Source organism: Bacillus sp. lyk4-R2A-2, assembly GCF_030209735.1.
In the GTDB taxonomy this organism is placed as follows: Bacteria; Bacillota; Bacilli; order Bacillales; family Bacillaceae; genus Bacillus; species Bacillus pumilus.
This window is the reverse complement of the sequence record NZ_JARVRK010000005.1, coordinates 382,723-404,279: the sequence shown is the minus strand read 5'-3', so window position 1 is coordinate 404,279 and position 21,557 is coordinate 382,723. Positions and strand designations below refer to the sequence as shown.

Annotated in this window: 28 protein-coding genes and 1 tRNA gene; 8 read left to right on the top strand and 21 right to left on the bottom strand. The window is 40.4% G+C overall.

Annotated features, from left to right (window positions below; genetic code table 11):
* The first annotated feature begins 120 nt into the window (after positions 1-120).
* The 4 genes from QRN39_RS08925 (at position 121) to sinR (ending at position 3,319) form a co-directional block, all read left to right on the top strand.
* The gene (locus QRN39_RS08925; protein ID WP_106033136.1) at positions 121-1,791 is read left to right on the top strand and encodes a DEAD/DEAH box helicase; all 1,671 of its coding nucleotides are present in this window, start codon (positions 121-123) and stop codon (positions 1,789-1,791) included.
* A gap of 14 nt (positions 1,792-1,805) precedes the next feature.
* Complete coding sequence (locus QRN39_RS08920; RefSeq protein ID WP_284906908.1) at positions 1,806-2,603, top strand: YqhG family protein; 798 nt, start codon at positions 1,806-1,808, stop codon at positions 2,601-2,603.
* A gap of 182 nt (positions 2,604-2,785) precedes the next feature.
* Complete coding sequence (locus tag QRN39_RS08915; RefSeq protein WP_003217357.1) at positions 2,786-2,950, top strand: anti-repressor SinI family protein; 165 nt, start codon at positions 2,786-2,788, stop codon at positions 2,948-2,950.
* A gap of 33 nt (positions 2,951-2,983) precedes the next feature.
* On the top strand, positions 2,984-3,319 hold the full coding sequence (gene sinR / locus QRN39_RS08910) for a transcriptional regulator SinR (RefSeq protein WP_012010555.1): 336 nt from the start codon (positions 2,984-2,986) through the stop codon (positions 3,317-3,319).
* Positions 3,320-3,386: 67 nt separating this feature from the next.
* On the opposite strand, the gene tasA is transcribed toward sinR, so the two are convergent.
* Genes tasA through tapA form a run of 3 tightly spaced genes read right to left on the bottom strand, consistent with a single transcriptional unit; the run spans position 3,387 to position 5,396 of the window.
* Positions 3,387-4,187 carry a biofilm matrix protein TasA gene (gene tasA / locus QRN39_RS08905; protein WP_003217403.1) on the bottom strand — a complete coding sequence of 267 codons (801 nt, stop codon included), beginning with the start codon at positions 4,185-4,187 and terminating at the stop codon, positions 3,387-3,389.
* 57 nt (positions 4,188-4,244) lie between these two features.
* Complete coding sequence (gene sipW, locus QRN39_RS08900; protein ID WP_284906907.1) at positions 4,245-4,817, bottom strand: signal peptidase I SipW; 573 nt, start codon at positions 4,815-4,817, stop codon at positions 4,245-4,247.
* 51 nt (positions 4,818-4,868) lie between these two features.
* Positions 4,869-5,396 carry an amyloid fiber anchoring/assembly protein TapA gene (gene tapA, locus QRN39_RS08895; protein WP_284906905.1) on the bottom strand — a complete coding sequence of 176 codons (528 nt, stop codon included), beginning with the start codon at positions 5,394-5,396 and terminating at the stop codon, positions 4,869-4,871.
* A 299-nt stretch (positions 5,397-5,695) separates the two neighbouring features.
* On the opposite strand from tapA, the gene QRN39_RS08890 reads away from it, so the two are divergent.
* Positions 5,696-5,974, top strand: coding sequence for a DUF3889 domain-containing protein (locus QRN39_RS08890; RefSeq protein ID WP_003217457.1), 279 nt, complete (start codon positions 5,696-5,698; stop codon positions 5,972-5,974).
* A gap of 33 nt (positions 5,975-6,007) precedes the next feature.
* On the opposite strand, the gene QRN39_RS08885 is transcribed toward QRN39_RS08890, so the two are convergent.
* The 9 genes from QRN39_RS08885 to QRN39_RS08845 all read right to left on the bottom strand — a co-directional run bounded on the left by QRN39_RS08885 (position 6,008) and on the right by QRN39_RS08845 (position 11,272).
* Positions 6,008-6,202 (bottom strand): YqzE family protein, encoded by a 195-nt coding sequence (locus QRN39_RS08885; protein WP_034620826.1) that lies wholly within the window; start codon positions 6,200-6,202, stop codon positions 6,008-6,010.
* A gap of 59 nt (positions 6,203-6,261) precedes the next feature.
* Entirely contained in the window at positions 6,262-6,645 is a 384-nt protein-coding gene (locus QRN39_RS08880; protein ID WP_253622433.1) for a competence type IV pilus minor pilin ComGG, read from the bottom strand.
* Positions 6,642-7,142, bottom strand: coding sequence for a competence type IV pilus minor pilin ComGF (gene comGF / locus QRN39_RS08875; protein ID WP_137054978.1), 501 nt, complete (start codon positions 7,140-7,142; stop codon positions 6,642-6,644). Before comGF ends, QRN39_RS08880 begins: the two co-directional genes overlap by 4 nt.
* Positions 7,081-7,398, bottom strand: a complete 318-nt coding sequence (gene comGE, locus QRN39_RS08870) for a competence type IV pilus minor pilin ComGE (protein ID WP_003217390.1) — start codon at positions 7,396-7,398, stop codon at positions 7,081-7,083. Before comGE ends, comGF begins: the two co-directional genes overlap by 62 nt.
* Complete coding sequence (gene comGD, locus QRN39_RS08865) at positions 7,382-7,828, bottom strand: competence type IV pilus minor pilin ComGD (protein ID WP_284906903.1); 447 nt, start codon at positions 7,826-7,828, stop codon at positions 7,382-7,384. The genes comGE and comGD overlap by 17 nt, the downstream gene beginning before the upstream one ends.
* Complete coding sequence (gene comGC / locus QRN39_RS08860) at positions 7,821-8,114, bottom strand: competence type IV pilus major pilin ComGC (protein ID WP_003217322.1); 294 nt, start codon at positions 8,112-8,114, stop codon at positions 7,821-7,823. Before comGC ends, comGD begins: the two co-directional genes overlap by 8 nt.
* A 16-nt stretch (positions 8,115-8,130) precedes the next feature.
* The gene (gene comGB / locus QRN39_RS08855) at positions 8,131-9,171 is read right to left on the bottom strand and encodes a competence type IV pilus assembly protein ComGB (RefSeq protein WP_137054977.1); all 1,041 of its coding nucleotides are present in this window, start codon (positions 9,169-9,171) and stop codon (positions 8,131-8,133) included.
* Entirely contained in the window at positions 9,152-10,222 is a 1,071-nt protein-coding gene (gene comGA, locus QRN39_RS08850) for a competence type IV pilus ATPase ComGA (protein ID WP_137054976.1), read from the bottom strand. Before comGA ends, comGB begins: the two co-directional genes overlap by 20 nt.
* A 177-nt stretch (positions 10,223-10,399) precedes the next feature.
* Complete coding sequence (locus QRN39_RS08845; RefSeq protein ID WP_003217438.1) at positions 10,400-11,272, bottom strand: STAS domain-containing protein; 873 nt, start codon at positions 11,270-11,272, stop codon at positions 10,400-10,402.
* A 98-nt stretch (positions 11,273-11,370) separates the two neighbouring features.
* Between QRN39_RS08845 and QRN39_RS08840 the strand changes: the two genes are divergently transcribed.
* Positions 11,371-11,441 (top strand) — tRNA-Gln (locus QRN39_RS08840).
* A gap of 54 nt (positions 11,442-11,495) precedes the next feature.
* Here QRN39_RS08840 and QRN39_RS08835 read toward each other — a convergent pair.
* Entirely contained in the window at positions 11,496-11,876 is a 381-nt protein-coding gene (locus QRN39_RS08835; RefSeq protein ID WP_003217382.1) for a Spx/MgsR family RNA polymerase-binding regulatory protein, read from the bottom strand.
* Positions 11,877-12,088: 212 nt separating this feature from the next.
* Between QRN39_RS08835 and QRN39_RS08830 the strand changes: the two genes are divergently transcribed.
* Positions 12,089-12,331 carry a DUF2626 domain-containing protein gene (locus QRN39_RS08830; RefSeq protein ID WP_003217440.1) on the top strand — a complete coding sequence of 81 codons (243 nt, stop codon included), beginning with the start codon at positions 12,089-12,091 and terminating at the stop codon, positions 12,329-12,331.
* Positions 12,332-12,575: 244 nt separating this feature from the next.
* Here QRN39_RS08830 and QRN39_RS08825 read toward each other — a convergent pair whose 3' ends face one another.
* A complete protein-coding gene (locus QRN39_RS08825; RefSeq protein WP_003217463.1) occupies positions 12,576-13,214 on the bottom strand; it encodes an MBL fold metallo-hydrolase in 639 nt (212 codons plus the stop codon).
* A 157-nt stretch (positions 13,215-13,371) separates the two neighbouring features.
* Here QRN39_RS08825 and QRN39_RS08820 point away from each other — a divergent pair, with 157 nt between their 5' ends.
* A complete protein-coding gene (locus QRN39_RS08820; RefSeq protein ID WP_003217333.1) occupies positions 13,372-13,545 on the top strand; it encodes a DUF2759 domain-containing protein in 174 nt (57 codons plus the stop codon).
* Positions 13,546-13,570: 25 nt separating this feature from the next.
* On the opposite strand, the gene QRN39_RS08815 is transcribed toward QRN39_RS08820, so the two are convergent.
* The 7 genes from QRN39_RS08815 to QRN39_RS08785 all read right to left on the bottom strand — a co-directional run bounded on the left by QRN39_RS08815 (position 13,571) and on the right by QRN39_RS08785 (position 21,496).
* A complete protein-coding gene (locus QRN39_RS08815; protein WP_003217504.1) occupies positions 13,571-13,885 on the bottom strand; it encodes an MTH1187 family thiamine-binding protein in 315 nt (104 codons plus the stop codon).
* Positions 13,886-13,963: 78 nt separating this feature from the next.
* Positions 13,964-15,217 (bottom strand): MFS transporter, encoded by a 1,254-nt coding sequence (locus QRN39_RS08810; protein ID WP_003217413.1) that lies wholly within the window; start codon positions 15,215-15,217, stop codon positions 13,964-13,966.
* Positions 15,218-15,372: 155 nt separating this feature from the next.
* Positions 15,373-16,497, bottom strand: a complete 1,125-nt coding sequence (locus tag QRN39_RS08805) for a M14 family metallopeptidase (protein WP_284906896.1) — start codon at positions 16,495-16,497, stop codon at positions 15,373-15,375.
* An 86-nt stretch (positions 16,498-16,583) separates the two neighbouring features.
* Positions 16,584-18,503 (bottom strand): LTA synthase family protein, encoded by a 1,920-nt coding sequence (locus QRN39_RS08800; RefSeq protein WP_284906894.1) that lies wholly within the window; start codon positions 18,501-18,503, stop codon positions 16,584-16,586.
* Positions 18,504-18,716: 213 nt separating this feature from the next.
* The gene (locus QRN39_RS08795) at positions 18,717-19,670 is read right to left on the bottom strand and encodes an ROK family glucokinase (protein ID WP_003217302.1); all 954 of its coding nucleotides are present in this window, start codon (positions 19,668-19,670) and stop codon (positions 18,717-18,719) included.
* 13 nt (positions 19,671-19,683) lie between these two features.
* Positions 19,684-19,887, bottom strand: coding sequence for a YqgQ family protein (locus QRN39_RS08790; protein WP_008342322.1), 204 nt, complete (start codon positions 19,885-19,887; stop codon positions 19,684-19,686).
* Positions 19,888-19,957: 70 nt separating this feature from the next.
* Positions 19,958-21,496 carry a rhomboid family protein gene (locus tag QRN39_RS08785; RefSeq protein ID WP_226803665.1) on the bottom strand — a complete coding sequence of 513 codons (1,539 nt, stop codon included), beginning with the start codon at positions 21,494-21,496 and terminating at the stop codon, positions 19,958-19,960.
* Positions 21,497-21,557 lie beyond the last annotated feature (61 nt).

The window sequence follows — 21,557 nt, the reverse complement described above, 5'->3', positions numbered from 1 at the left end:
ACCATTCATTATCGTTCGCTTTTATTCAAATATCTAGTCTTTTCAAGACCTCTTAAAAAATGAAGCGTTTAAATACAGAACAATTTTATCCTCAACCTACTAGAAAGGCAGGCGACCACATTGAATATTCAAACGATTTTTGATCAGGATTGGGCAAGTGAATTTCAGCAGCGGCTTGCAGGAGACGGACCCTGGGCGAACTGGGAAATGTACCGTTTAGCGACGCAGGTCCAAAAAGTCACAGCCATTGATTCATTTGAAGGACTGCAAGCTCCTGCCCATCTGCCTGCATTCACGCCTTTAAAACATCAGCTTGAAGTAGCCAGAAGAGTCGTAGAAGAGATGAACGGAAAAGCCATTTTAGCAGATGAAGTGGGACTTGGAAAAACCGTAGAAGCAGGACTTATTATCAAAGAATACATGATTCGTGGACTTGCCAAAAAAATTCTCATACTCGTCCCCGCCTCTCTCGTATCTCAATGGGTACAGGAGCTGCGGACGAAATTTTATATTGATGCTGTCGAACAAAAAAAGAGCTACGTGTGGGAGCAGTGTGACGTCGTGGTTTCCTCCATTGATACAGCCAAGAGGCAGCCGCATCGAGACACTATTTTATCCATTGCCTACGATATGGTCATTATTGATGAAGCACACAAACTGAAAAACAATAAAACGAAAAACTATGAATTTGTGAGAAATCTAAATAAGAAATTCTGCTTGCTGCTGACAGCGACGCCTATCCAAAACCGTATTGGAGAAATATTTAATCTTGTCTCCCTTCTGAAGCCAGGTCACCTAGGGAATGAACATCAGTTTAAAGATGTCTTTGCCAAAAAGGATTTACAGCTAGAAGACCATGATCGTTTAAAACAGCTTGTGAATAAAGTGATGATTCGTAACCGAAGGCAAGACACGGGCATTGAGTGGACAAAACGGCATGTCAAAACGATTTCCATTGATTTCTCTCCGACGGAACAAGCATTATATGATGAAATCTGCAAGCTGAAAGAGAACCCGTCCTATACTAAACATATGTTTTCCATCATGACCTTGGAACGAGAATGCTGTTCAAGTCGCGAGGCGGTCTATATGACAATTAAAAAAATGCAGGAAGATGAAAAACATATCCTTGGATCCTCTGCTATAGCGCAAATTATGGAGAAAATCAATCAAGTGCAGCAAAACACAAAGGCGCTTGAAGTCGTTAGGCTTATTCAACAGTTAAATGAAAAGGTCATTATTTTCACCGAATACCGCGCGACACAAATTTATTTACAATGGTTTCTTCAGCAAAATGGCATCAGCTCCGTTCCTTTTCGGGGCGGCTTTAAGCGGGGCAAAAAGGATTGGATGAAAGATTTATTTAGAGAACGGGCGCAAGTGTTAATTGCTACAGAAGCCGGCGGCGAAGGAATCAACCTTCAGTTTTGTAACCAAATCATCAACTACGATCTTCCGTGGAACCCGATGCGTTTAGAACAGCGGATTGGACGTATCCACCGCCTTGGACAAGAGCGAGATGTCCACATTTACAATATGGCAACTAACGGTACCGTTGAGGAACACATCTTAAAGCTTTTATATGAAAAAATTCAGCTGTTTGAAAACGTCATTGGCGATCTAGATGATATTTTAACGCGAATCGATATCAAAGATGCCGAATCAGAACTGCATCAGATTCTCTTTCAGCACGAATCAGACGGTGACATGAAAAAGAAATTAACTCAGTTTGCTTCCTATTTAACAGAAGCAAAAACACCGCTTTTAGAAAAAAGACAGCAAGGCTCATAAAGGAGAGTTGATCAATGAAGCAGCGTGACATACATACCTTTCTTCTCCGTTTCTTTCAGGCAAATCAATGCGACATACTAGAAGAAAGTGCTGGACATATGACCGTACAACTAACCATCGATATGGATAAATTGATTATGAACCGCCCTTTTTATTGGCACTGGCTTGAAAAAACTGGTGGTGTTCCGGAGCCGCGGCAATTGACCCTCATCACCGATCAAAAAAAAGTGGATGATACCATTGAGGGTGAATTTATCCACTTCGGCTCCCCTCGTTTATTCCAAATTTTTGAAGCCACCAAACAGCAGGGCCGATTTATCCGTCTCTATGAACGAGTCACCCCGCTCATGGCCAACCAGATCGCACTCGAGCCCTGGCTTGGTCTCAATGTGAAAATTTCTTATCTCGCAGATCGAAAGAAGGATAAGCTTTTATCACTAGGACTTCACCTAATACGCGGAGAAGTCGTGGAACAATTTCAAGAAAAGCTGGAAACCCGTGAGCTGTCATCTCAAATTCCCGATTACTGCTTTACGATGAGTACAATGATCAAGCCAGAAAGCGGCGTCAAACGGCTCTACAGTTTAATGGAGCATTACGCCCATGAGGAACCAGATGATTGGGCGGTAAGAGCTGTTCAAAAATGGAAAGAAGACACTGAACTTTTAAACCAATTTTATGAAGGGACTTCAGACACGTCTGTAGAATATGAAATAGAAAGACAAGCACTCAAAACTTTATACGAACCAAAAATCAGTCTAACGATTGAAAATGGCGGACTTTTTTACTTACAGCAAAAAAGAGGAGGTTGACCTATAGGTCCCCTCCCTTTCATGTGACGTACAATTTTCGATCAGCCAAAAGCAACGTTTGTCTGTTTGTATTGGGCGGAAAAATGACGCAAGCAAACTATGAGGTCTTACCACCTGTGTCTTTCCATTTCATGCGTTAAGTGCCTGAAATACATGATTCAGTATTTTAGGAGGGTATTTGTATGGAAAAGAAAACGAACATATTAGACAGTGAATGGGTTCAATTATTACTTGAAGCTCGTAAAGCAGGGCTAACAGTAGAAGAAGTCCGTCAATTCCTCAAATCAAGTGAAAAGTCCTCTGAGTCTCACCCTCTGGTAAGAAGTCATTCTATCAAACCTTTCTGAATGTGCTATAATATCGAAAGGAAGGTGATGACATTGATTGGCCAGCGTATTAAACAATACCGCAATGAAAAAGGCTACTCACTATCAGAACTGGCCGAAAAGGCTGGGGTAGCGAAGTCTTATTTAAGCTCAATAGAAAGAAACTTGCAAACAAACCCCTCCATTCAATTTCTTGAAAAAGTCTCCGCTGTTCTGGACGTCTCGGTTCATACACTGTTACACGAAAAAGATGAAACCGAATACGATGGTCAATTAGATAGTGAATGGGAAAAACTAGTTCGAGATGCAATGACATCAGGGGTTTCGAAAAAGCAATTTCGTGAATTTTTAGATTATCAAATCTGGAGAAAAAAGCAAGAAGAGGAGTAAAGCGCACATTTTAGCGCATACTCCTCCAATTGCTATGCAGAACTTGATATCAGTCTAAAGACTGACTTTATTTTTTATCTTCGCTGTGTGCTTTTTCGTTTTCTTTCACGTAGCCTTTTTCATCCGTATGCTTTTTGGGATTGATCGTTAAACCATTCCACTGAGTCGCTTCGAAGGAAAGATCAATTTGAATCGCATCGCCTTGGTATTTATTTTGGATATAGTGACCAGCTTTATCCTTCGTCTGGTCATTGACAAATTCAATGATCATTTCCATTTTATCGTAATCAAACGGGTTCTTTGGTATGCCGTCATACTCTGGAGCCACTGTTCCATCAACAGTTGCTACATTAATCTTCCCACTTTCATGTAAAAACTTCTCATCGACGGCATGACGAAGCTTTTCAAATGCAGTCTGATCCTGTTTTGCCGTTAGTTCATGCAAGTCAAGCAGGTTTGCAGCATCTAAGATAATATTTTTCGGATAACCATTTCCACCTTCGGCTCCAACCGTCAGAACACTCACCTGAAACTGACTGAGAAATTCTTCAGCTGTATTCTTACCGCCATTTTTCGAGGAAGCTCCATCTTGAAACTGGCTGTAATCAAGACTCATCAGCACTTGATTGATCGCAAGTGATCCTTTATTTTCAAAATTAAATTCTTTCTTGATGCGATCACCAGGTTTTAAGTTTGAAAGGTTGATGGCGCCGGAGTTCTCTTTTGCAGATAAATCCAGCTCTCCTGTCGAGTAGACCGCATTTGCCGTTTCTACATCGTTAAACGCCGCCCATGTCCCCCCACCAATTAATGCCAGGCCTAAAGCCCCTGATAATACACCTAAACGAATTGATCTTTTCTTTGCCATGAATGAACCCCCTAATAAATTGTTTTATTGAAACCTAATTAGGTTACAAACGAAAATTTAAGCTTGTTCCTCTGACATCTGTAAATCGGCCGTGTGTCTTCGATGTTTTGCAGCGCCTACAAAATGAAGAGTCGAATAAACGAGCAGCATCACACCTGGTATAATGAGCAGCAACGCGGTTCCAGCCGAAGTCCCTGCATACGAAAGAAGCTTTCCTGCATATGGAATGGTCACACCCGTATACTGCGCAGCCACCTGATCCGCTTTTACTAGCGTGCCGTCCTGATACATATTGTGGTCACCTTTCGTCTCAAAGGCTTTATTTACTCCCTTTCCTTTCACCCCAACAATTCGGTGGGTCACATAAGACTGGTCCTGCTTCGTTTGAAATGTGATAATATCCCCTTTTTTAAGTGCCTCCGGTGAAGTCACTTCTTTTACGACAATGAGTGAGCCAGTCGAAAATTCTGGTTCCATTGAGCCAGATAATACTTGCTTGAATTGATAACCGAAAATTTGAGGATCTCCCCCTGTAGTTCTTGATGACAATACGACAATAATACATGCAATCATCACCGTGAACACCACCACATAAAGAATACTTCCAGACATCTTCATCCATTTTTTCATGACCTCTTCTCCCCTTCGCCTATCATTGTTTCATTTAGAAGACAGCTCCATTTAGGATGCCTTTTCTTGACACTTTGCGAGCTGCATATGTTTAGACCATATAAATGCTTCTCCAGATCCTTCAAAACCTTTAGGGTAATAGATTTTAAACACATAGATTCCATTCGTTTTTGCTTTATCTGTCGTGACAGTCGTTGTTTCTTGAGAAAGAAGGGACTGTATAGAGCCTTTTTCAAGAATATGACCATCTTGTAACGGCTTCTGCTCATTTTTCACTTTATGTAATTCCCATTTCCATTCAGAGTGTGCAATAGGTTGTCCACTATTTTTTAGTGTCATGCTCAAGCTTTGAGGCGCGCAGACTGTTCCTTTGATCATCGTTTGATCAATGAGCTCCAAATGACTTCTATCCCATTTGGAAGGCTGACAATGCTGGTCCGTCTGTTCAAAATTTTCGCATGTTTTCATGACAAAATTTGAGTGCTCAATATCGTTAAAAGAAGCGTTCGTTGTTGAGATCAAGAGTGACGTGAAAATCAAACAAATGGCACAAAAAAGTACAAAGAACGACTGTTTCATTCATTCTCCAACTCCTTGAACGATTGTTCTTTAATAAGAACGATTACATACAGTATAAGGAAATACCTATAAAACCCAAAACGTCAAATTAGTCCATTTTGTTCTTAAACAAGAATGATTACGAGAAAATTCTTCCATTTTCTCATTCTTTCGCCGTATTCAATATTTTTTTGTGTGACATTTGTACTTCTTAAAAATTTACATAAAAGTGCAGCATTTGGTCAGAATAATAGCAGGTGAGGTGATGTGAAGTGAAATATGGAAAGATGATAATCATGCTCAGTTTACTGTTGGGTCCTATGATACAAGACGCCAATCCTGCGGATGCGAGAGGTTTCACTGCCGCCGCAGATCAATGGGAAACGCGGGCAGTCAAAGAAGCAAAGAAACGATATCCGCTAACGCAAGTCTTATTCAAACAAAAAGTATGGGACCGTCATCGTGAGAAGGAATCTGTGAAACAGTATCATATTACGTTAAAAGACCACACCAAAGAATTTGGGGTATTTGTCACTATTTCTTATAACCCTTACTCAAACAAGGTCAATAAAGTGATTGTTGTGGAAGAATACAGCTAAAGGGGCATAAAAAAACCGCCTACTGGCGGCTTTTTACTTTTGTCGATGTCGCTTACGTTTTTTTAGCATCATTGAAAACCCAAACGGCAGAACCCCAAATAAACGCTGTGAAAATGGCGGTTTCGTTTCCATTCTCTCTTGTTTATGTTCTTTCCGTTCGTCACGTGGTGTATTCATATATTTAATGATTTCCTGTGTCATATATTTTACATAGTCATTGGTTTTCAAGCACATTCACCTCTTCTTTCTTCAAGTGTTACCAGGAAGAGGATCATTTTATACACTGGCTATTCACGGTTTGCCCATTTCATGATTTCACGGGTCTTCCAATTCAGCACGAGTTCCCGTTCATCTGATAAACCATCTTTTGTTTTCACCCTGACTAACATGTGGATACGCTTTTTCTTTTGATCGCATGTTATCTTCTTTAATGTCACGCGGCCTTCTTCAGTGTGAATATGAGTTTGCTGCTGTTCACACAAACGATGGAATGTACGGGCAGCTTCACTCGCACCCACCCTGAAAAGCTGCTGTTTTTTATAAAACGAAATCGTCAGCTCTGCACTTCTCAGCTCTTTTTGAAACCCTATCGTCATCGCCCCTAGGATCACGAGAAAAAATAGAATTGCAGCCAGTACATGCGGATAGATAAATCCTCCTTCCCTTTTCACGATGTAGGAACCATCCCTTTATATATGAAAAAAACAGCTTCATACACCTTACCAGACTCATCTGTGACTTTAAGGATAGCTCTATGCTGATTTGTTCTCACGCGAAATTCTTTCACCTTTTGCAATAAAGGGAGATGGCCTGCTTGATCCATTCGCTTCCGAAGCATCTCTTGATATGGCTCAATCGTTACGACTCGCCCTTGATCAGATACATACTCTAACGCTTTACCTCCTTGCACCGATCGAACAGCCGTTGCTCGGCTTAATTCCTCATCTAATTGCAGAACAGTCTGTTTCCACTCCATTTGCGAAAATCGGTTAATCTCTTCAAAAGGACGGGCTTTCTCAGCTGTAGAAAAGATCAGTACACAGCCAAAAGAAAGGAACAAAAATAGCTGCAATTGCCATAAAGCCTGGACAAAGGTAAAACCTTGTTCACCGTTCAGCAACCTGATGAAAGCATATGGTCTGCTTTTTTTGTATGTTGTATGATACACATCCCTTCTCTTTACTCCAATTGAATACATATGTGATGTCGCCTCGCTTCTTTTTGACAGAAGATTTTGTACCCTCTATGAACGATTCATTCATCTGTTCATGCAAAATTTGATAAGCCTCAAGTTTGGCTCTTACTTCATTTTTCCCTATTATGATTTTTTCATAGGCCGGCATAAGCACAAGGGCTGCAAATAGGAAGATATGACAAGCAAACAGCGCTTCTATCGTACTAAACCCTCTATTGCTTTTGAACATGGATTCGCCCGCTTCCTAAATAGATCGTGAGCTTATACGTTTGACTGCCAAATTGAATGATGAGAGACCCGCCGCTGCTTGGATGTCCGTTTACATTAAAATAGATACCTTGTGGAAATGTAGAAGCCTGAATGCTTCCCTTTTGTTGCTGAAAAGAAGCAATGACTTCGCCATCCTTTTGATCGATTACTTGATACGATACATGTGGCGGATGGAATTCAACATATACACGTGTTTTTTTGACAAATGCAGTATTAGCAGCCAATTGAAAATCTTGTTTCATGATGTTCAATTGTTTTTTGGCTTCAGCGTCTTCTATTAAATTTGGGATTTTTACTCCTATGATCGACAATAGAATCGATAGAACCAGTAAGATCATTAGCTGTTCTATGAGGGTAAAACCCTTTTCATGAAAAATTAATTTATTCATGCTTCACATGGCCGTTTTGAATGACAATCGCTTTTCCATTAGGACACGTTAATCCCTTTTTAACATAGCCTTCTTTTTCTAATTCAGCTAAAGATGGTGTCTTGCCATCGTGCTCTAATTCATATGCCATCACCTGAGTGCTCACCATTGATTTAAGCCCTTCACAGCCCTTTGCTTGAATCGTTTGGTGGTGACGAGTAATATTCGGAATGGTAATAAGTAAAAGAATCGAAATCACAAGCATGACAATTAACATTTCTAACAGAGTAAATCCTTTATCATTCATGTCTTTGCCCTCCTCCTTACACTTGCTCCATCAGTTGATACATTGGTAAAAGAATAGATAAATACACAATGAGTATAAGAATTGCCGTCAGTCCATAGATAACCGGCTGCAGCCACGACATCCATTTTTCAATTTTCAGCTCTGCATTCTCTAATAGAAATTGACTGTACGTGTACATTTCTCTTGCAAGCATCCCGCTCGCTTCACCATGCTCGATGACGGCTGCAAAACGTTTTTCAAAAAAAGGAGACAGGCTCACTTGATGTGCCATTCTCTCTCCTTTTCTTAACTCTTTAATCATCTGTTCTGATATTTCTTGAAGAAAGGGTAAGTAGCTTTGCTGCTTAAAAGCTAGCAAGCTCTCGTACATCGATAATCCAGCCTGAAGCAGTCCGCTTAACTGTAGAGAGAAAAGGTACGTATGCATCAGCCGCATTCCTTTATATAAAAAAGGAAACCTGCTGATCACCCTCAGCTTCTCAAGGGTAGATTTTTTCCTAAAAAAGAAGGCATAGTATCCAGTCAGACAAATACACACACAGCCGATGAGGAGGAGAGATACATAAAGCAATTGAAAAATTCCAAACATACCTTGAATCAGCCATGACATTCGGGTATCCATCGAGGAGTACAAGAGAGAAAATTGAGGAATGATCATTTGCTGAACGAGTATGAGCACGATCAAAACCGTAAAGATGAGGAAAATTGGGTAACGTAATATGCGTTTAAACGTGTCTACCTGTTTAATTTTTTTCTCTAAAAACCGTGCGCTTTGTTCAAGTGCTTTTGCTAGACTTCCATGCTTTTCGGAGAAACTTAAAATGGCGATGACTTCCCGCTGAAAATGGAGTCTTTCTAGCACCACATAAAAAGGCTCCCCTTCGAGCAGCCACTGAATGCCCGGTGCTAATTGTTGCTGCTGCTTGTTCGACAACTGGATATTCAACATCGTTAATGCCTCAATCAATGTATATCCAGCCTGAATCAATTGAGCAAGTTTTGATAGACATTCCGCTTGATCCTTTTTAGACCATGCTTTAGAGGCTTGCTTCTTCATAAACCCAGCGATGATAGGTGTTTTTCGATAAATAGCCTAGTGCCACTCCTTTACGAATTAATCTTTGCAATGTTTCATATGACGAGTGAGCATATTCTCCTTTAGCCTCCTTGATACACTCACCAAGCTCCTTTCCGAACAGCAGTTCAAATACATTTGTTCGTCTGACCGGTCGATTTAATTTACAGTAAAGCTGGCATGTTTCTCCGCAAAAAGGACAGGTGAGCTCGATTAATCGCTGCGCAGCAATCGCCACCATCGTTTGTTCGAGTTCATTCATCGTGACACCAAATTCAAGCATACGATAAAGGGCTCCTTTTGCATTTTTCGCATGGAGTGTACTCATCACTAAATGGCCTGTCAGTGCTGCTCTAATTGCCGTTCGAGCCGTTTCAGCATCTCTTATTTCTCCTAGCACAATCATATCTGGATCATGTCTTAAAATAGCGCGTAATCCTGCCGCATATGTGATACCGGCTTTTTCATTTACTTGAACCTGCAGCACTTCTTCATTTCTCGTTTCCACAGGATCTTCAAGTGTAATAATATTTCTGTTGAAATTCTTTTTTGCAAACTGGATCAATGAATAAAGGGTTGTTGTTTTCCCTGAATTGGTTGGACCGGTAAATAAAATGAGCCCATGCGAATGATTCAAAAATGATAATAACCTGGTGGATGCTTTCGGAAATAGTGACAGATGTTTTATTTTTGGAACATGATCCTGCGGCAATATTCTAATCACTAAGCTCTCATCATTTACAGTTGGTAGGGTAGACATCCGAATAAACACCTGACCCCTTCTTAGCATCACAGCTAATGACCCATTTTGCGGTCTCCGTTTTTCTCCGATATCCATGGATGATAAAAATTTAAAATGAGCAATGAGCCGCTCGCCGCTTTTTTTATCAATGGTTCGCTGCTGAATTAAATCTGAGTCTACGCGGAAAGATACCGACGCTTTCTTTTCCTTTGGAACAATGTGCACATCAGATGCTCTCATGCGGCATGCTTCTTCTAGCAGCTCTTGTCCCAAGTATTCAATCCCATACAAATGGTCCACTCCCTTCTCTGACCATATTGTAAGTCAGAGGAACCAGTATGACAAAAGAGCAATTTATCATTTTAATGCCTAATCAATCGAAAAAATCATCAGCTTGCGATGGAAAACGTGGTTTTTTAAAAAAGTGCATATAAAAAAACCTGACTTTTACAAGTGCAGGTTTTTTAGTCATGTGGCTTCTTGCGGCTGTTCTTCAAAAATACGAAATCCTCTTTTTTCCAAGGCTTTTGCAAGGCTGTGTTCTGTATTTACTTTTGAGAAATCAATGCCGAGTTTCACAACGGTTTGAGCAATTTCTGGGCGGATGCCTGAAATAATCGTCTCAATGCCTAGAAGCTTCGCACTATCCACCACTTTAAACAGCTGATAAGCAACCATCGTATCAACGATCGGTACGCCTGATATATCAATAAACAAATGCGTTAGACGCAGTCTTGAAGCCTGTTCTAGCACGGATTCCAAAATAATTTTGGCCCGGTACGTATCAATCTCCCCGATGAGCGGCAAAATTCCGATTTCCTTTGAAACTGGAATAACAGGAGCACTCAGTTCCTGAATCATCTCTCTTTGTGCATTGAGCTGACTCAGTGTCACGCGGTCGTATTCCTCTGATAAACGCTCGATCATATCATCAAACGTTGAATGAAAATGCTGATTCCACCCGCATACATCTTGGAGCGTCACTTCAAGCTCAGTTTCTAGTATGAATTTCTCGATTCTCGAACAGAAAATCTGACGAAATATCTTAAATTGTCCAATGATTTCATATAAAGGCACTTCGTGAACGGCTCGATCACGTGCGATATCAACAGACCACTTTTTCAAATGATTTTCTACTTTGTCTGACAGCGTCACAAGCGTTGCTGCAATGGTTTGAATAAACGCTGTGTTCTGTTCCTTCAACTTCATTTCCGTTTCCTCTGAAGCATGTTTGGAATATAATGAGCCTTCTTCTGTTCTTGTTTTCAGCCATTCTTCGGTCATGACGGGGGCTTCTTTTAGGATAAATTCATATAATTGCTTCGATTTTTCATTTTTCATTTACTTCTTCCGCTCCTTTTTCACTTAAAACTCGTGACATACAACTTTTATGTATAAATGACCGCAGATGGTGAACAATATCATTACACGTTTGATATTGGGCTATAGCCAAGTGGTAAGGCAATGGACTTTGACTCCGTGATCGTTGGTTCGAACCCAGCTAGCCCAGTTCAGCACAAAAACGAAGACGGCTGAAGCATGTTTCAGCTGATCTTCGTTTTTATTAGGAAACTGATTGATGTATCGCTTTCTTTTTTGATAATTTCATGAGTTCGCCTGGATTATAGCCTACTACTAATTTATTTCCATCAATGATAATTGGTCTTCGGAGCAGTTTTGGTTTTTCAATAAGAAGCTGAAGAACCTCGTTTACTTTTAAATCATTAATATTTAAATTTAAGCTTTTAAAAGCCTGACTTCGTGTGGCTAAAATTTCATCCATTCCTTCTGTTGTTAAGGAAAGGATCTTTTTTAATTCTTCTAGTGTTGGCGTTTCTCTGAAAAGGTGACGCTCTTTAAAATCAATTTGATTCGCCTTTAACCAATGTTTTGTTTTGCGGCAAGACGTGCAGCTCGGGTATGAATAAAAAGTAATGTCACTCATTAGTCTTCCTCCTTAGGTCGTTAACCTTTTCTCTTATGGAGTAAGTACCCTCATGTATTTCAGCATAAACACATTTTGATCACTTTTTCAAAAAAATTTTTCTACTCGTAAAATTAATGTTCACACGTTGTCAAAAATGTAAATGTTTACATAACAAGTGGTGATCAGCTATAATATGAATCAAAGGGGTTTTTTTAAGGGGAGGGAAAGAAATGAATCGCATGTTCCGCGTGCTTGGCTTTTGGACGGGTATTTTTGCTGTCATGTTCTATTTAGGGCATATGAAAGATGCATCGTTGCTGTTCTTCGGTCAAACCGTTCTTTTTGTATTTTTATCCTACTTGAATTTATCCGAAAGAATGTATATTTACATTTTCGGAGCGTACTTGACGATTTTCTTTGCCGGATTTACATATTATTCGATTTTCATCATGGTTCCCGGTACCGGACATTAATTGAAAAAAAGCATCGCTATAAAAAGAGATGCTCAGATTGTTGACAAAGGGCTAAAATGATTTTATTTTAGCCCTTTGTCTTCTTTTCAGCGTGATAGAAAACCTTTGAAGTCTAGGAAGGACGAGCATCGGAGCGGAGCGAATTTGACATTCGTGAGCACCGGAGCGCAGACCTGACAACGAATGCGAGGGTTTGTCTACACGCTGAGCATCTCTATAAAAAGAGATGCTTTTTTTCATACGTTTAAAGAGAAAAGCCATTGATAAATGGATTTTGTTCCTGCTCCGTAAGTACAGTGGTTTCTCCGCCATGTCCACTTAAAACAAGAGTTGATTCTGGTAAAGACAATAATTTGTTATGAATTGATTGAAGCAGCACTTCTTGACTGCCCCCTACTAAATCTGTTCTCCCGATGCCGCCTTCAAATAGCGTGTCACCAGAAATCACAAATCCTTCTTCCGCCGAATAGTAAGACACACTGCCTGGTGAATGCCCAGGAGTGTGGAACATCTCTAATGTAAACGATCCAATTTGAAGAGTTCCTTCTGACGTAATTAATTTTTCAGCTTCTTTGACCGTAATTCCATTTCCAATCAATCGAGCTGAACCGTTTAATTCAGCGTTCGTGAGCCATTCTTTTTCATTCTCGTGTACATAGAGTGGCACTCCCCACTCTGCGCGCACTTCATCTGCGGCACCGATATGATCAAAATGAGCATGTGTCAGTAAGACCGCAAGCGGTGTGAGCTGTTTTTCTTTTACATAGGAAATTAGCTTTTGTGCTTCACCGCCTGGATCAAAGATTAAACATTCTCCGTGCTCATTTTTCCAAATATACGCATTCGCTTGTACATAGCCTAGTGGCATTCTTCTCCAATTCATTTTCATCACCTACTTTATTCATTCTTTTTTATTATGAAGGCTACACAATAAAAATTCAAACAATCGTCAACTGGAATCTACTCGACAAGCTTTATGAAAACGGTTAAAATGAAAAGAAAGGAAATCAAGGGGATTGATGACAAAGGGGGACTTTCACATGATGCTCGTCATTATTTTTGGTCTAGTCACGATTTTAGCTGCACTCGGGATCTATCGCTCACTTAAAAAAGTGAACGTACTTGCCATCGCTTTTGCTGGCGCGACATTTTTGGTTTTTGGCTGGTTTACTGTCATGACCATCATCTATAGCGGTTATCCAACTGCACATTAAAAAGCCTGCATTTAGCAGGCTTTTTTTATTGATTCAAGTGCTTATTCACGCTTTCTATTTTACTTGTAAGCGTTGTGGTTTGATCCCGCCTGTCATCAATGCGGATATTGGTCGCTACGCGGTGCAGTCCCTTTTCAAAAGGTGCTTCATGAATGTGCTGAATGACTTCAAATAAAACGGATAATTCACCTTCAATTAATGTATTCATTGGTGTTAGTTGATAATTAATTTTCCCTTCTTTTTGAAAGCCTTCTAAAATTCTTTGTACATCTGCTACATAAGCACTGACACTTGGTGTTTCCGTACCTATTGGAATGATAGTGACATCTGCTATAGCCATGTTTATTGCCCCTTTCCACTCAAATCCTCATGTTTTCTCGTCCTCATTGTAACCTATTCGCAATCCATCATGCCATGCTCAAGTTGCATTTAAAGAAGGTTTGTCCCGTTCTATCGTCAAATCCGCCCTCTCTACCTTCCCAATTTTTGTGAATAGCAGCAGGCATATCCCTGATACAGCTTCAATGATGCCTCCAGCCGCAATGACATATCCGGAACCAAATAATGTCGCCATATAGCCGCCAATGAGAGCGCCTAACGGGATCATGAAGAAGGAGATCATATTGATAATTGCATACACTTGCGGCTGATCCTCTGCTTTTACTGACAATTGAATCATTGTATGTTCAGGCACGTTGACTGCACTGATGGCGGCACCTAATGCAAAAGCTGATATAAATACAAGTGGTAAAAATGCGTTCATGCCTGTGATGAAAAACGAGATTCCATCAACAATCCCGGCACCTATAAACAGCAGCCCATACCGGTTCACTTTTACCTTTGTCAAAACAAACCCCATCAAGAATGCACCTAGTGCCGTTGTGACTTTAATAAATGAATAGATCACGGGTCCACTATGTAAATCCTCTGTTAAATAAATAACAGACAATGCTTCCCATGGTGCGGCAGCAAAGTTTGAGCAGACACAAAAAATCGCCAATGGGAACAAAATATGATGCCTTCTCACAAGTGAAAATCCCCGAATCAATCTTTTGCCGTATGATACCCCTTTTTTGGCTTTATCAATGATGATTTCTGTTTCATATGTAATGATTAATACAAGTAAAGCGGACAAGAGATAAAGAGGAATAATCACAAGCATTGTATATCCTACCCCTACAAACGCAATCATGACACCACAAACTGTGACCGTCACAAGCCTGACTACATGACTTGCTGATTGAATAGTTGCATTCGCTTTTTGTATGAGGTCCTCATGGACAAGCTTTGGAATAATTGATACAGACGCCGGTTCGTAGGAGCCACCAGTTGCCGAATGAAGCAGCATACACCCAATAACAAGTGCTAATGGCGTGAAACCATAAAAGTAACTGACCACAATCACAAGAATTATCGCTCCTCTTGTTAAATCAGCAAAACACATCCAAAATTTCAATTGATGCGGCTTCATCATTGGGGTAATTAGTGGCCCAACAATGGCTTGCGGAACAAAGCTGACCGCAATAAAAAAGGCTGTTCCAATTGCCCCTTTTCCGCCTAGTACTAAAAGCCACAAGATGGTGTTGAAAGATAAACTATCAGCTGTTATTTTGCACATTTTAGACATAAATAAGTAAGTGAAATTCCTTTTCCACAGGCTTTGAGCACTCAATGATCGACATCTCCCTAAAACATATCCTTTTTTTTACATCCATACCTTTCACAATAGCTCACAATTCAGCCTTCGTCAATTGCCCTAACATTATTTTTATTGACAATAAGAAATTGCTTCATGTTCAAATGTAAAAAGCACCTGACAGGTGCTTTTTAACACTTACATGCTTCCCATAACAACCGCTTTGTTTTCTCATAGATCGTGTCAAATTGATTCATGGAAAGAGGATTTTTTCCTAGGCCAAGCTCGACTGTATAGCCCTCATTGTGACATTGATAAATAAACCAATCGCGATAGCCTGCATAGCTGTCAAGATATTGAACCGGTTTATAGCCGCTTACTTGTTCGAATCGTTTGACCGTTTCTTTTGAGATGGCTGGTTCATGACCAAGAAACCCCCAGTATATCTCTTCCCCTTGTGTATGGAGAGCAACAAGCCTGTCAAAGCGTTTTCGTAACGCTAGATTTGCCATCGCTTTCGCTTCTGGCTCTGTTAGCGGCTGATACCCAGGAAAACCTCGATTGGACGGAGCCTTAGTCTCATGACGGTAGTATTCGATCTCCCAATAAGCAGGAAATTGATTGTTCAAATCCATCCCTCGTATATTTGCTTTCCACTCCTGATAGTCAGCATATCCATCATGTAGCGGTGTGAATTCTTCACTGCTCAGACCAAGTGACTCTGGTCCATTTCGTACGAGGTCCACACCATCTGGATTCACCAATGGTACGATAGAGAGAGCTGTGGTTCTCAGAATATGAACGGCTTCATGATGCCTTGCTTGCACCGGGTCAGATGCAGCCAAACACAGCGATTTCAGCCATTTTATTAAAACAGACGTCGTGATCCATTCATTTGCATGAAAAGAGGCATTCAAATGAATAGAATGTAAATGCTGAACAGGCTCTGTTCGGATTTCATAAATAGGTGTATCAAGCACTGAATGACCTATGATGCTCATTTGAAGAAAAGGAAATGCGGCTTTCAAGTGGCTCAACTCTTCTTCTAATTGAGCACTATCATATTCAAAGGTTCCATTGATCCAATCATCGGATTGCTGCAGCCTGTATGGCGCAATAAATTTCTGCAGCTCACCTATGGAAGAAAATGAATGGATGCCTTCCGGAAGTCGATATCCCGGTAAAAGGAGGTACTCATTGCTGATTTGATTGGATAAATGGAAAGCTGCATTCCCTATCCCTAACTGCTTTGCTACATGATCCTTTTCCTCTCCATCTAGCTGCCATTCAATTTTCCCAAACGACGTTGTCTTCATTTACATCCCTCCTCTCATACTATATGAGCCGGCAGACCAAAAAAGAAAACCTCTGCATGTAAAAATAACAGAGGTTTTCTCGTATGTTAGGACGCCTTTTTTAGCTGAGTTTCATCTTCTTTTTTGGATGGAGAATGGTCCGGGCTATTCCGGTCATAAAATCTAAGGAGATCCCCATAGATGATTTGATCAGAGAATTGGAGCTCTTGCTTTGCCTTCTCTTCATAAGACTGACACACAGTCTCATCATCTCTTGGCTCACCCGTTTTTTTATTGTAGCAAACACCATCTGTGAAAACACTGTCCTTCGTAATAAAACTGCCATCACGAAGCACGGTAAAATCATTCGTATCTTTCGATAAAAGATCATGGCCAAATTGAATTTGTTTACTTGTATCAATTCCTAATAGATTGAGTACAGTTGGGCGGAGATCGACCTGACCACCTACCGTATCAATTTCTTTTGGATGTTGGTCTGTGATCCCTGGAATGTGTACAACAAACGGGACTTTTTGAAGCTGTACTTCTTCAAATGGCGTAATCTCTTTATTTAAAAATTGCCCCATGGCTTCGTTATGGTTTTCAGAAATTCCGTAATGATCCCCATACAAAACAAAAATGGAGTTATCGTATAACCCAGCTTCCTTCATCTTCTTAAAGAAAAGCTTAAGTGCTTCATCTTGATAACGCACTGTAGGGAAATATTTGTTTAGCGTTTTGCTCTTAGAATCATATTCATCAATGAGCTTATCTTCTTCATCTAGATCAAACGGAAAGTGATTCGTTAATGTAATCAATCTCGTATAGAAAGGCTGCGGGATCGATTTCATCAATTCCGCTGACTGTTCGAAGAATGGACCATCTTTCAGCCCCCAGCCAACTGAATTTTCTTCATTTACATCAAATGATTTAATATCAAAAAACTTATCGTAGCCAAAGCTATCGTAGATCAGGTCACGGTTCCAGAAACTTTTGTTATTCGCATGAATGACAGAAGAATGGTACCCCTCATCCTTTAACAGCTCAGGTGTGGCTGTAAACTCATTGCTTGGATTTGTGAAGAACACAGCCCCTCTTCCAAGTGGATAGAGAGAGTTATCAACAATAAACTCTGAGTCAGATGTTTTCCCTTGACCTGTTTGATGATAGAAATTAGTAAAGTTGTAGCTTTTCTTGATTAATTTGTTTAAAAACGGGGTGATTTCTTTCCCGTTTAGTTTTTCATTGATCACGAAACTTTGTGTAGATTCAAGTGAGACAAGAATGACATTTCGTCCTTTTGCTTGACCAAACGTCTTTTCATTACGGTCGGTTTGATTTGCACTTATATAGTTTTCAATTTCTGTTAAGCTATTGCTGTCAGCAAGGGCTCGTTGAGCAGACTGCTTCGATTGCAGCACTCCATCATAAATATGGAAATTATATAAGCTGATATTTTTTACCAGCATCTCACGGTCAAATGAGCGAGTGAGCAGTTCTGGTCTCTCTGTTTCAGCCAAACCAAGGTTAAAGAAGAAAGTCGCTGCCACAAATAAATAATAGGCTGCTCGTTCTTTTCGTGAAGTGGTGACATCCGTTCTAAAAGAAGGCTGCTTTTTATAGAGCCACATTAAAATGATAATATCAACGAACATTAGAAAATCGACTGGTTCAATTAAAGAGGTAATACTTGACCCGAGGTCACCCATATTGTTTGTTTGAAATAGGACGGGGATGGTTAAAAAGTCACTATAGAATCGGTAAAACACAATGTTAGCTAACAAAATAAATGTCAGAATAAAGCTCGTCACGATGATATATCGATTGCGATTTTTTTCTTTCATAAATAAACCGATTCCGAAGATAAACAAGATAAAGCTAAGCGGATTAATAAACAGGATGAACTCCTGCATGAAATTTTCTATTTTAATATTGAAGCTAGATTTATAGATAACATAGGTTTTGACCCACATGAGCAATGTCGCAATCAGTAAAAATGAAATCGCCTTTAATCTTTTCTTTCGCATTGTAACCTCCTTATGCTAAGCGAGCACTCAAGCTAGGGATACACCCTAATTATTGGTGCTTCTTCAAAAATAACTAAACTATATCTTATCCTGTATGTGCTGGAAAATCAATGTCTTTTTCCTCATGACAAACTTATGAATATGCTAAACATTTCATTTCATGCCCATCTATCGCTTTTTTTAATAAAAATGACATCATGATGACTTTTTTGTTTAAGACAACCATTTGTTTTTTGCCATCCATGCACCGCCGATGACTCCTGCATCGTTTCCGAGAGAGGCAATCACGACTTCGACATCATCAGCGCAAGGCGGAAATGCGTGATGCTTAACAACGCGCTCTACTTTACTGCGAAGGAGCTCACCTGCTTTTGAAACACCGCCGCCAATCACGATTTTTGTTGGGTTTAACGCACTGGCAAGATTCGCTAACACAAGCCCAAGATGAGTCGTCACTTCTTCTACGACACGCATGGCAAGATCATCTCCACTTTCAGCGGCCTTAAACACTTCCTTTGCAGTCAGTGAAGTGAGCGTGCCAAGTGAAGATGTATGCTGCTCTGTTACTAATTTATCCTTTGCAAGCCGGACGATGCCAGTCGCAGATGCAATGGTTTCAATACAGCCTGTTCTCCCGCAATTACAAGGTGCTCCTTGGAATGGAACGGCACAAATATGGCCAATTTCTCCGCCAGCCCCTGTCTCACCTTGAACAACTTCACCATTTACAATAATGCCGCCGCCAACACCTGTGCCAAGTGTGACCATCAGGATGTTTTTTGCGCCATCGCCTGCACCCTTCCACATTTCACCGAGTGCAGCAATATTCGCATCATTTTCGATGACAGATGGAAGTCCGGTCTCTGCCTCTAGGTGATCTTTGAGTGGATAGTTTGTCCAGCCGAGATTCGTTGTTTTATAGACAATCCCAGATACTTTATCTACAGGCCCAGGTGCACCCATTCCAATCCCAATTAGCGCTGATTTGGGCATACTGATTTCGACTAGTTTGTGGTCAATTGATTTGGCAATATCGACTGTGATCGTCTGCCCTGATTTATCCGTAGGAATCTCCCACTTATGCTGAATTTCACCATATAGATTAATGAACGCAAGCTTAATTGTCGTACCGCCAAGATCAACTCCTACAAACCAATCCCCGATCATATGCCCTCCACCTTCACATTGTTTTTCGATTTAATTTGGCTAGTTCCATTTGAAGAATCGTCATTGCGTTTGACCATTCTGTCCGGTCAATAATGCCCGATGTATACATTTCCTTCAGTTCATCTGCCATAAATTCTAATTCCACTTCACGATCTCCGAAATACACATAATTTCCAAATCTCATGAGCAGCTGCTGTACATCATATAACGTTTTCATTGTTTCCACCATTTCTTCTCATCAACAGATAGAATAAGCGTATTCATAAATGCGCTTTCAGTCAAGTCATTCAATGTGTTTGCGTGTTTTCAATATATTGTTTCAGCTTTAAAAATTGATCATTTTTTGGATCTTGGTCTAACCCTTTTTCTATTAGATCCTCTGCTTTCGCTGTCTCTCCTTTTTCTACGTACAACAACGATAAATGATACAGTTTATTTGGATCATCTGGATTTTTTTTAAGCGACTTTTGTAAAAATCCAATCGCTTTGTCAAGGTGTCCGAGCTGGGCTTCCGATAGTGCATATATATGTAGAGCCTCAGCTGATGCATCCTTTTGATGTACATATTCCTCTAGACGTTTACTTGCTTCGTTATAGTTCTTGTCATCAAATAAACTTGCTGCCTCACTTACTGCTGCCGCTTCCTTTTGATCGTCTGAATGAAACCCTGTATACAATCCAAAACCACCAATCAACAGTAGAACAATACTAGCAAGAAACATTTTGACAGGCTTCACTTGTTTAGGAAGCCGGACAGCTAAAGCCGCTAAAAAACCGCCAACCAGACCGCCAAGGTGCCCTGCGTTATCAATACCTGATACGGTAAAGCCGATCCCTAAATTGATGAGGATGATCACAATAATATTTGTCCCCATCGTCCGGAAGAAGAGCTTGCGGTTAGAAATTGCCAAATATAATAGTGCACCTAAGCATCCAAAGATCGCGCCTGATGCACCGGCTGCGATGGCCGTATTAAAGACAAAGCTCGCTATGGAACCAAAAATGCCGGAAATGAAATAGATGAGCAAAAATCTCCATGAGCCATAAATTTTCTCAACAGCCGCTCCGACAGACCAAAGAGCAAATGTATTAAAGAGTAAGTGTGTCAAGCCAATATGCAAAAACATTGGTGTAATCAGACGCCACCATTCTCCATCTAAGATCAGCCCATTATTTTTAGCACCAAACGCTGTCAAAGTTGCCGTATTGGTACTTCCGCCAAATAGTTCAAGTAAAAGAAACATCACCACTTGAACAGCGATGAACAGGTAGGTGAAAATCGGTCTGCCATTTTGAAAAACGGCCCGTTCTCGTTCACGCTGCTTTTCCTGATCATCAAATGCTTGAAGTACGCTCACTTTAAGCTGGATGACATCTTCAGCTGTGTCTCTTTTTGCCTCTTCTACATCCACTGTCAGCGATGTATTGAGCCATTTTTGCAGCTCATTTACGTCGTGTTGAAGAGTGTCTGCATTCAGTAATACAGGTGTAACCGTCACCTTTTGCTTTTTTTGCGGTTGACCGTTTAGGTCCTCCCAATCATCTACAGGGTCGTCAGCTGTAAATTGGAGCTGTAAGAGATGCAGAGAACGTTTACGCATGGCCTCTCTCAGCTGATCCATCCGATACGTCTGTTCTTCGATATCTCGAACGATCTCCTGTTTAAAATTCACATCTTTTCTATATAGACGGATGAGATCATACCCTGAGTTTCGTGGTGCTTCAAAAAATATTTCATCTTCTGGAAACGGACTTTGAATCATCTCGTACCCTTTTTGTCTTAATTCATCAACAACTCGCCAAAATAAACTATCTATGACATTCATTCATTCGCGCTCCATTTTTTACATTATTATAACAAGAATCGTTCTGATCCGCATTTCTGAA

What these genes read in the sequence shown, in the direction of transcription:
- QRN39_RS08920 (WP_284906908.1), top strand. Translation starts at nt 1,806, where the DNA reads ATGAAGCAGCGTGACATACATACCTTTCTTCTCCGTTTCTTTCAGGCA.
- QRN39_RS08915 (WP_003217357.1), top strand. Translation starts at nt 2,786, where the DNA reads ATGGAAAAGAAAACGAACATATTAGACAGTGAATGGGTTCAATTATTA.
- tasA (WP_003217403.1), bottom strand. Translation starts at nt 4,187, where the DNA reads ATGGCAAAGAAAAGATCAATTCGTTTAGGTGTATTATCAGGGGCTTTA.
- sipW (WP_284906907.1), bottom strand. Translation starts at nt 4,817, where the DNA reads ATGAAAAAATGGATGAAGATGTCTGGAAGTATTCTTTATGTGGTGGTG.
- tapA (WP_284906905.1), bottom strand. Translation starts at nt 5,396, where the DNA reads ATGAAACAGTCGTTCTTTGTACTTTTTTGTGCCATTTGTTTGATTTTC.
- QRN39_RS08890 (WP_003217457.1), top strand. Translation starts at nt 5,696, where the DNA reads ATGATACAAGACGCCAATCCTGCGGATGCGAGAGGTTTCACTGCCGCC.
- comGE (WP_003217390.1), bottom strand. Translation starts at nt 7,398, where the DNA reads ATGTTCAAAAGCAATAGAGGGTTTAGTACGATAGAAGCGCTGTTTGCT.
- comGD (WP_284906903.1), bottom strand. Translation starts at nt 7,828, where the DNA reads ATGAATAAATTAATTTTTCATGAAAAGGGTTTTACCCTCATAGAACAG.
- comGC (WP_003217322.1), bottom strand. Translation starts at nt 8,114, where the DNA reads ATGAATGATAAAGGATTTACTCTGTTAGAAATGTTAATTGTCATGCTT.
- comGB (WP_137054977.1), bottom strand. Translation starts at nt 9,171, where the DNA reads ATGAAGAAGCAAGCCTCTAAAGCATGGTCTAAAAAGGATCAAGCGGAA.
- QRN39_RS08845 (WP_003217438.1), bottom strand. Translation starts at nt 11,272, where the DNA reads ATGAAAAATGAAAAATCGAAGCAATTATATGAATTTATCCTAAAAGAA.
- QRN39_RS08835 (WP_003217382.1), bottom strand. Translation starts at nt 11,876, where the DNA reads ATGAGTGACATTACTTTTTATTCATACCCGAGCTGCACGTCTTGCCGC.
- QRN39_RS08830 (WP_003217440.1), top strand. Translation starts at nt 12,089, where the DNA reads ATGAATCGCATGTTCCGCGTGCTTGGCTTTTGGACGGGTATTTTTGCT.
- QRN39_RS08825 (WP_003217463.1), bottom strand. Translation starts at nt 13,214, where the DNA reads ATGAATTGGAGAAGAATGCCACTAGGCTATGTACAAGCGAATGCGTAT.
- QRN39_RS08820 (WP_003217333.1), top strand. Translation starts at nt 13,372, where the DNA reads ATGATGCTCGTCATTATTTTTGGTCTAGTCACGATTTTAGCTGCACTC.
- QRN39_RS08815 (WP_003217504.1), bottom strand. Translation starts at nt 13,885, where the DNA reads ATGGCTATAGCAGATGTCACTATCATTCCAATAGGTACGGAAACACCA.
- QRN39_RS08805 (WP_284906896.1), bottom strand. Translation starts at nt 16,497, where the DNA reads ATGAAGACAACGTCGTTTGGGAAAATTGAATGGCAGCTAGATGGAGAG.
- QRN39_RS08800 (WP_284906894.1), bottom strand. Translation starts at nt 18,503, where the DNA reads ATGCGAAAGAAAAGATTAAAGGCGATTTCATTTTTACTGATTGCGACA.
- QRN39_RS08795 (WP_003217302.1), bottom strand. Translation starts at nt 19,670, where the DNA reads ATGATCGGGGATTGGTTTGTAGGAGTTGATCTTGGCGGTACGACAATT.
- QRN39_RS08790 (WP_008342322.1), bottom strand. Translation starts at nt 19,887, where the DNA reads ATGAAAACGTTATATGATGTACAGCAGCTGCTCATGAGATTTGGAAAT.
- QRN39_RS08785 (WP_226803665.1), bottom strand. Translation starts at nt 21,496, where the DNA reads ATGAATGTCATAGATAGTTTATTTTGGCGAGTTGTTGATGAATTAAGA.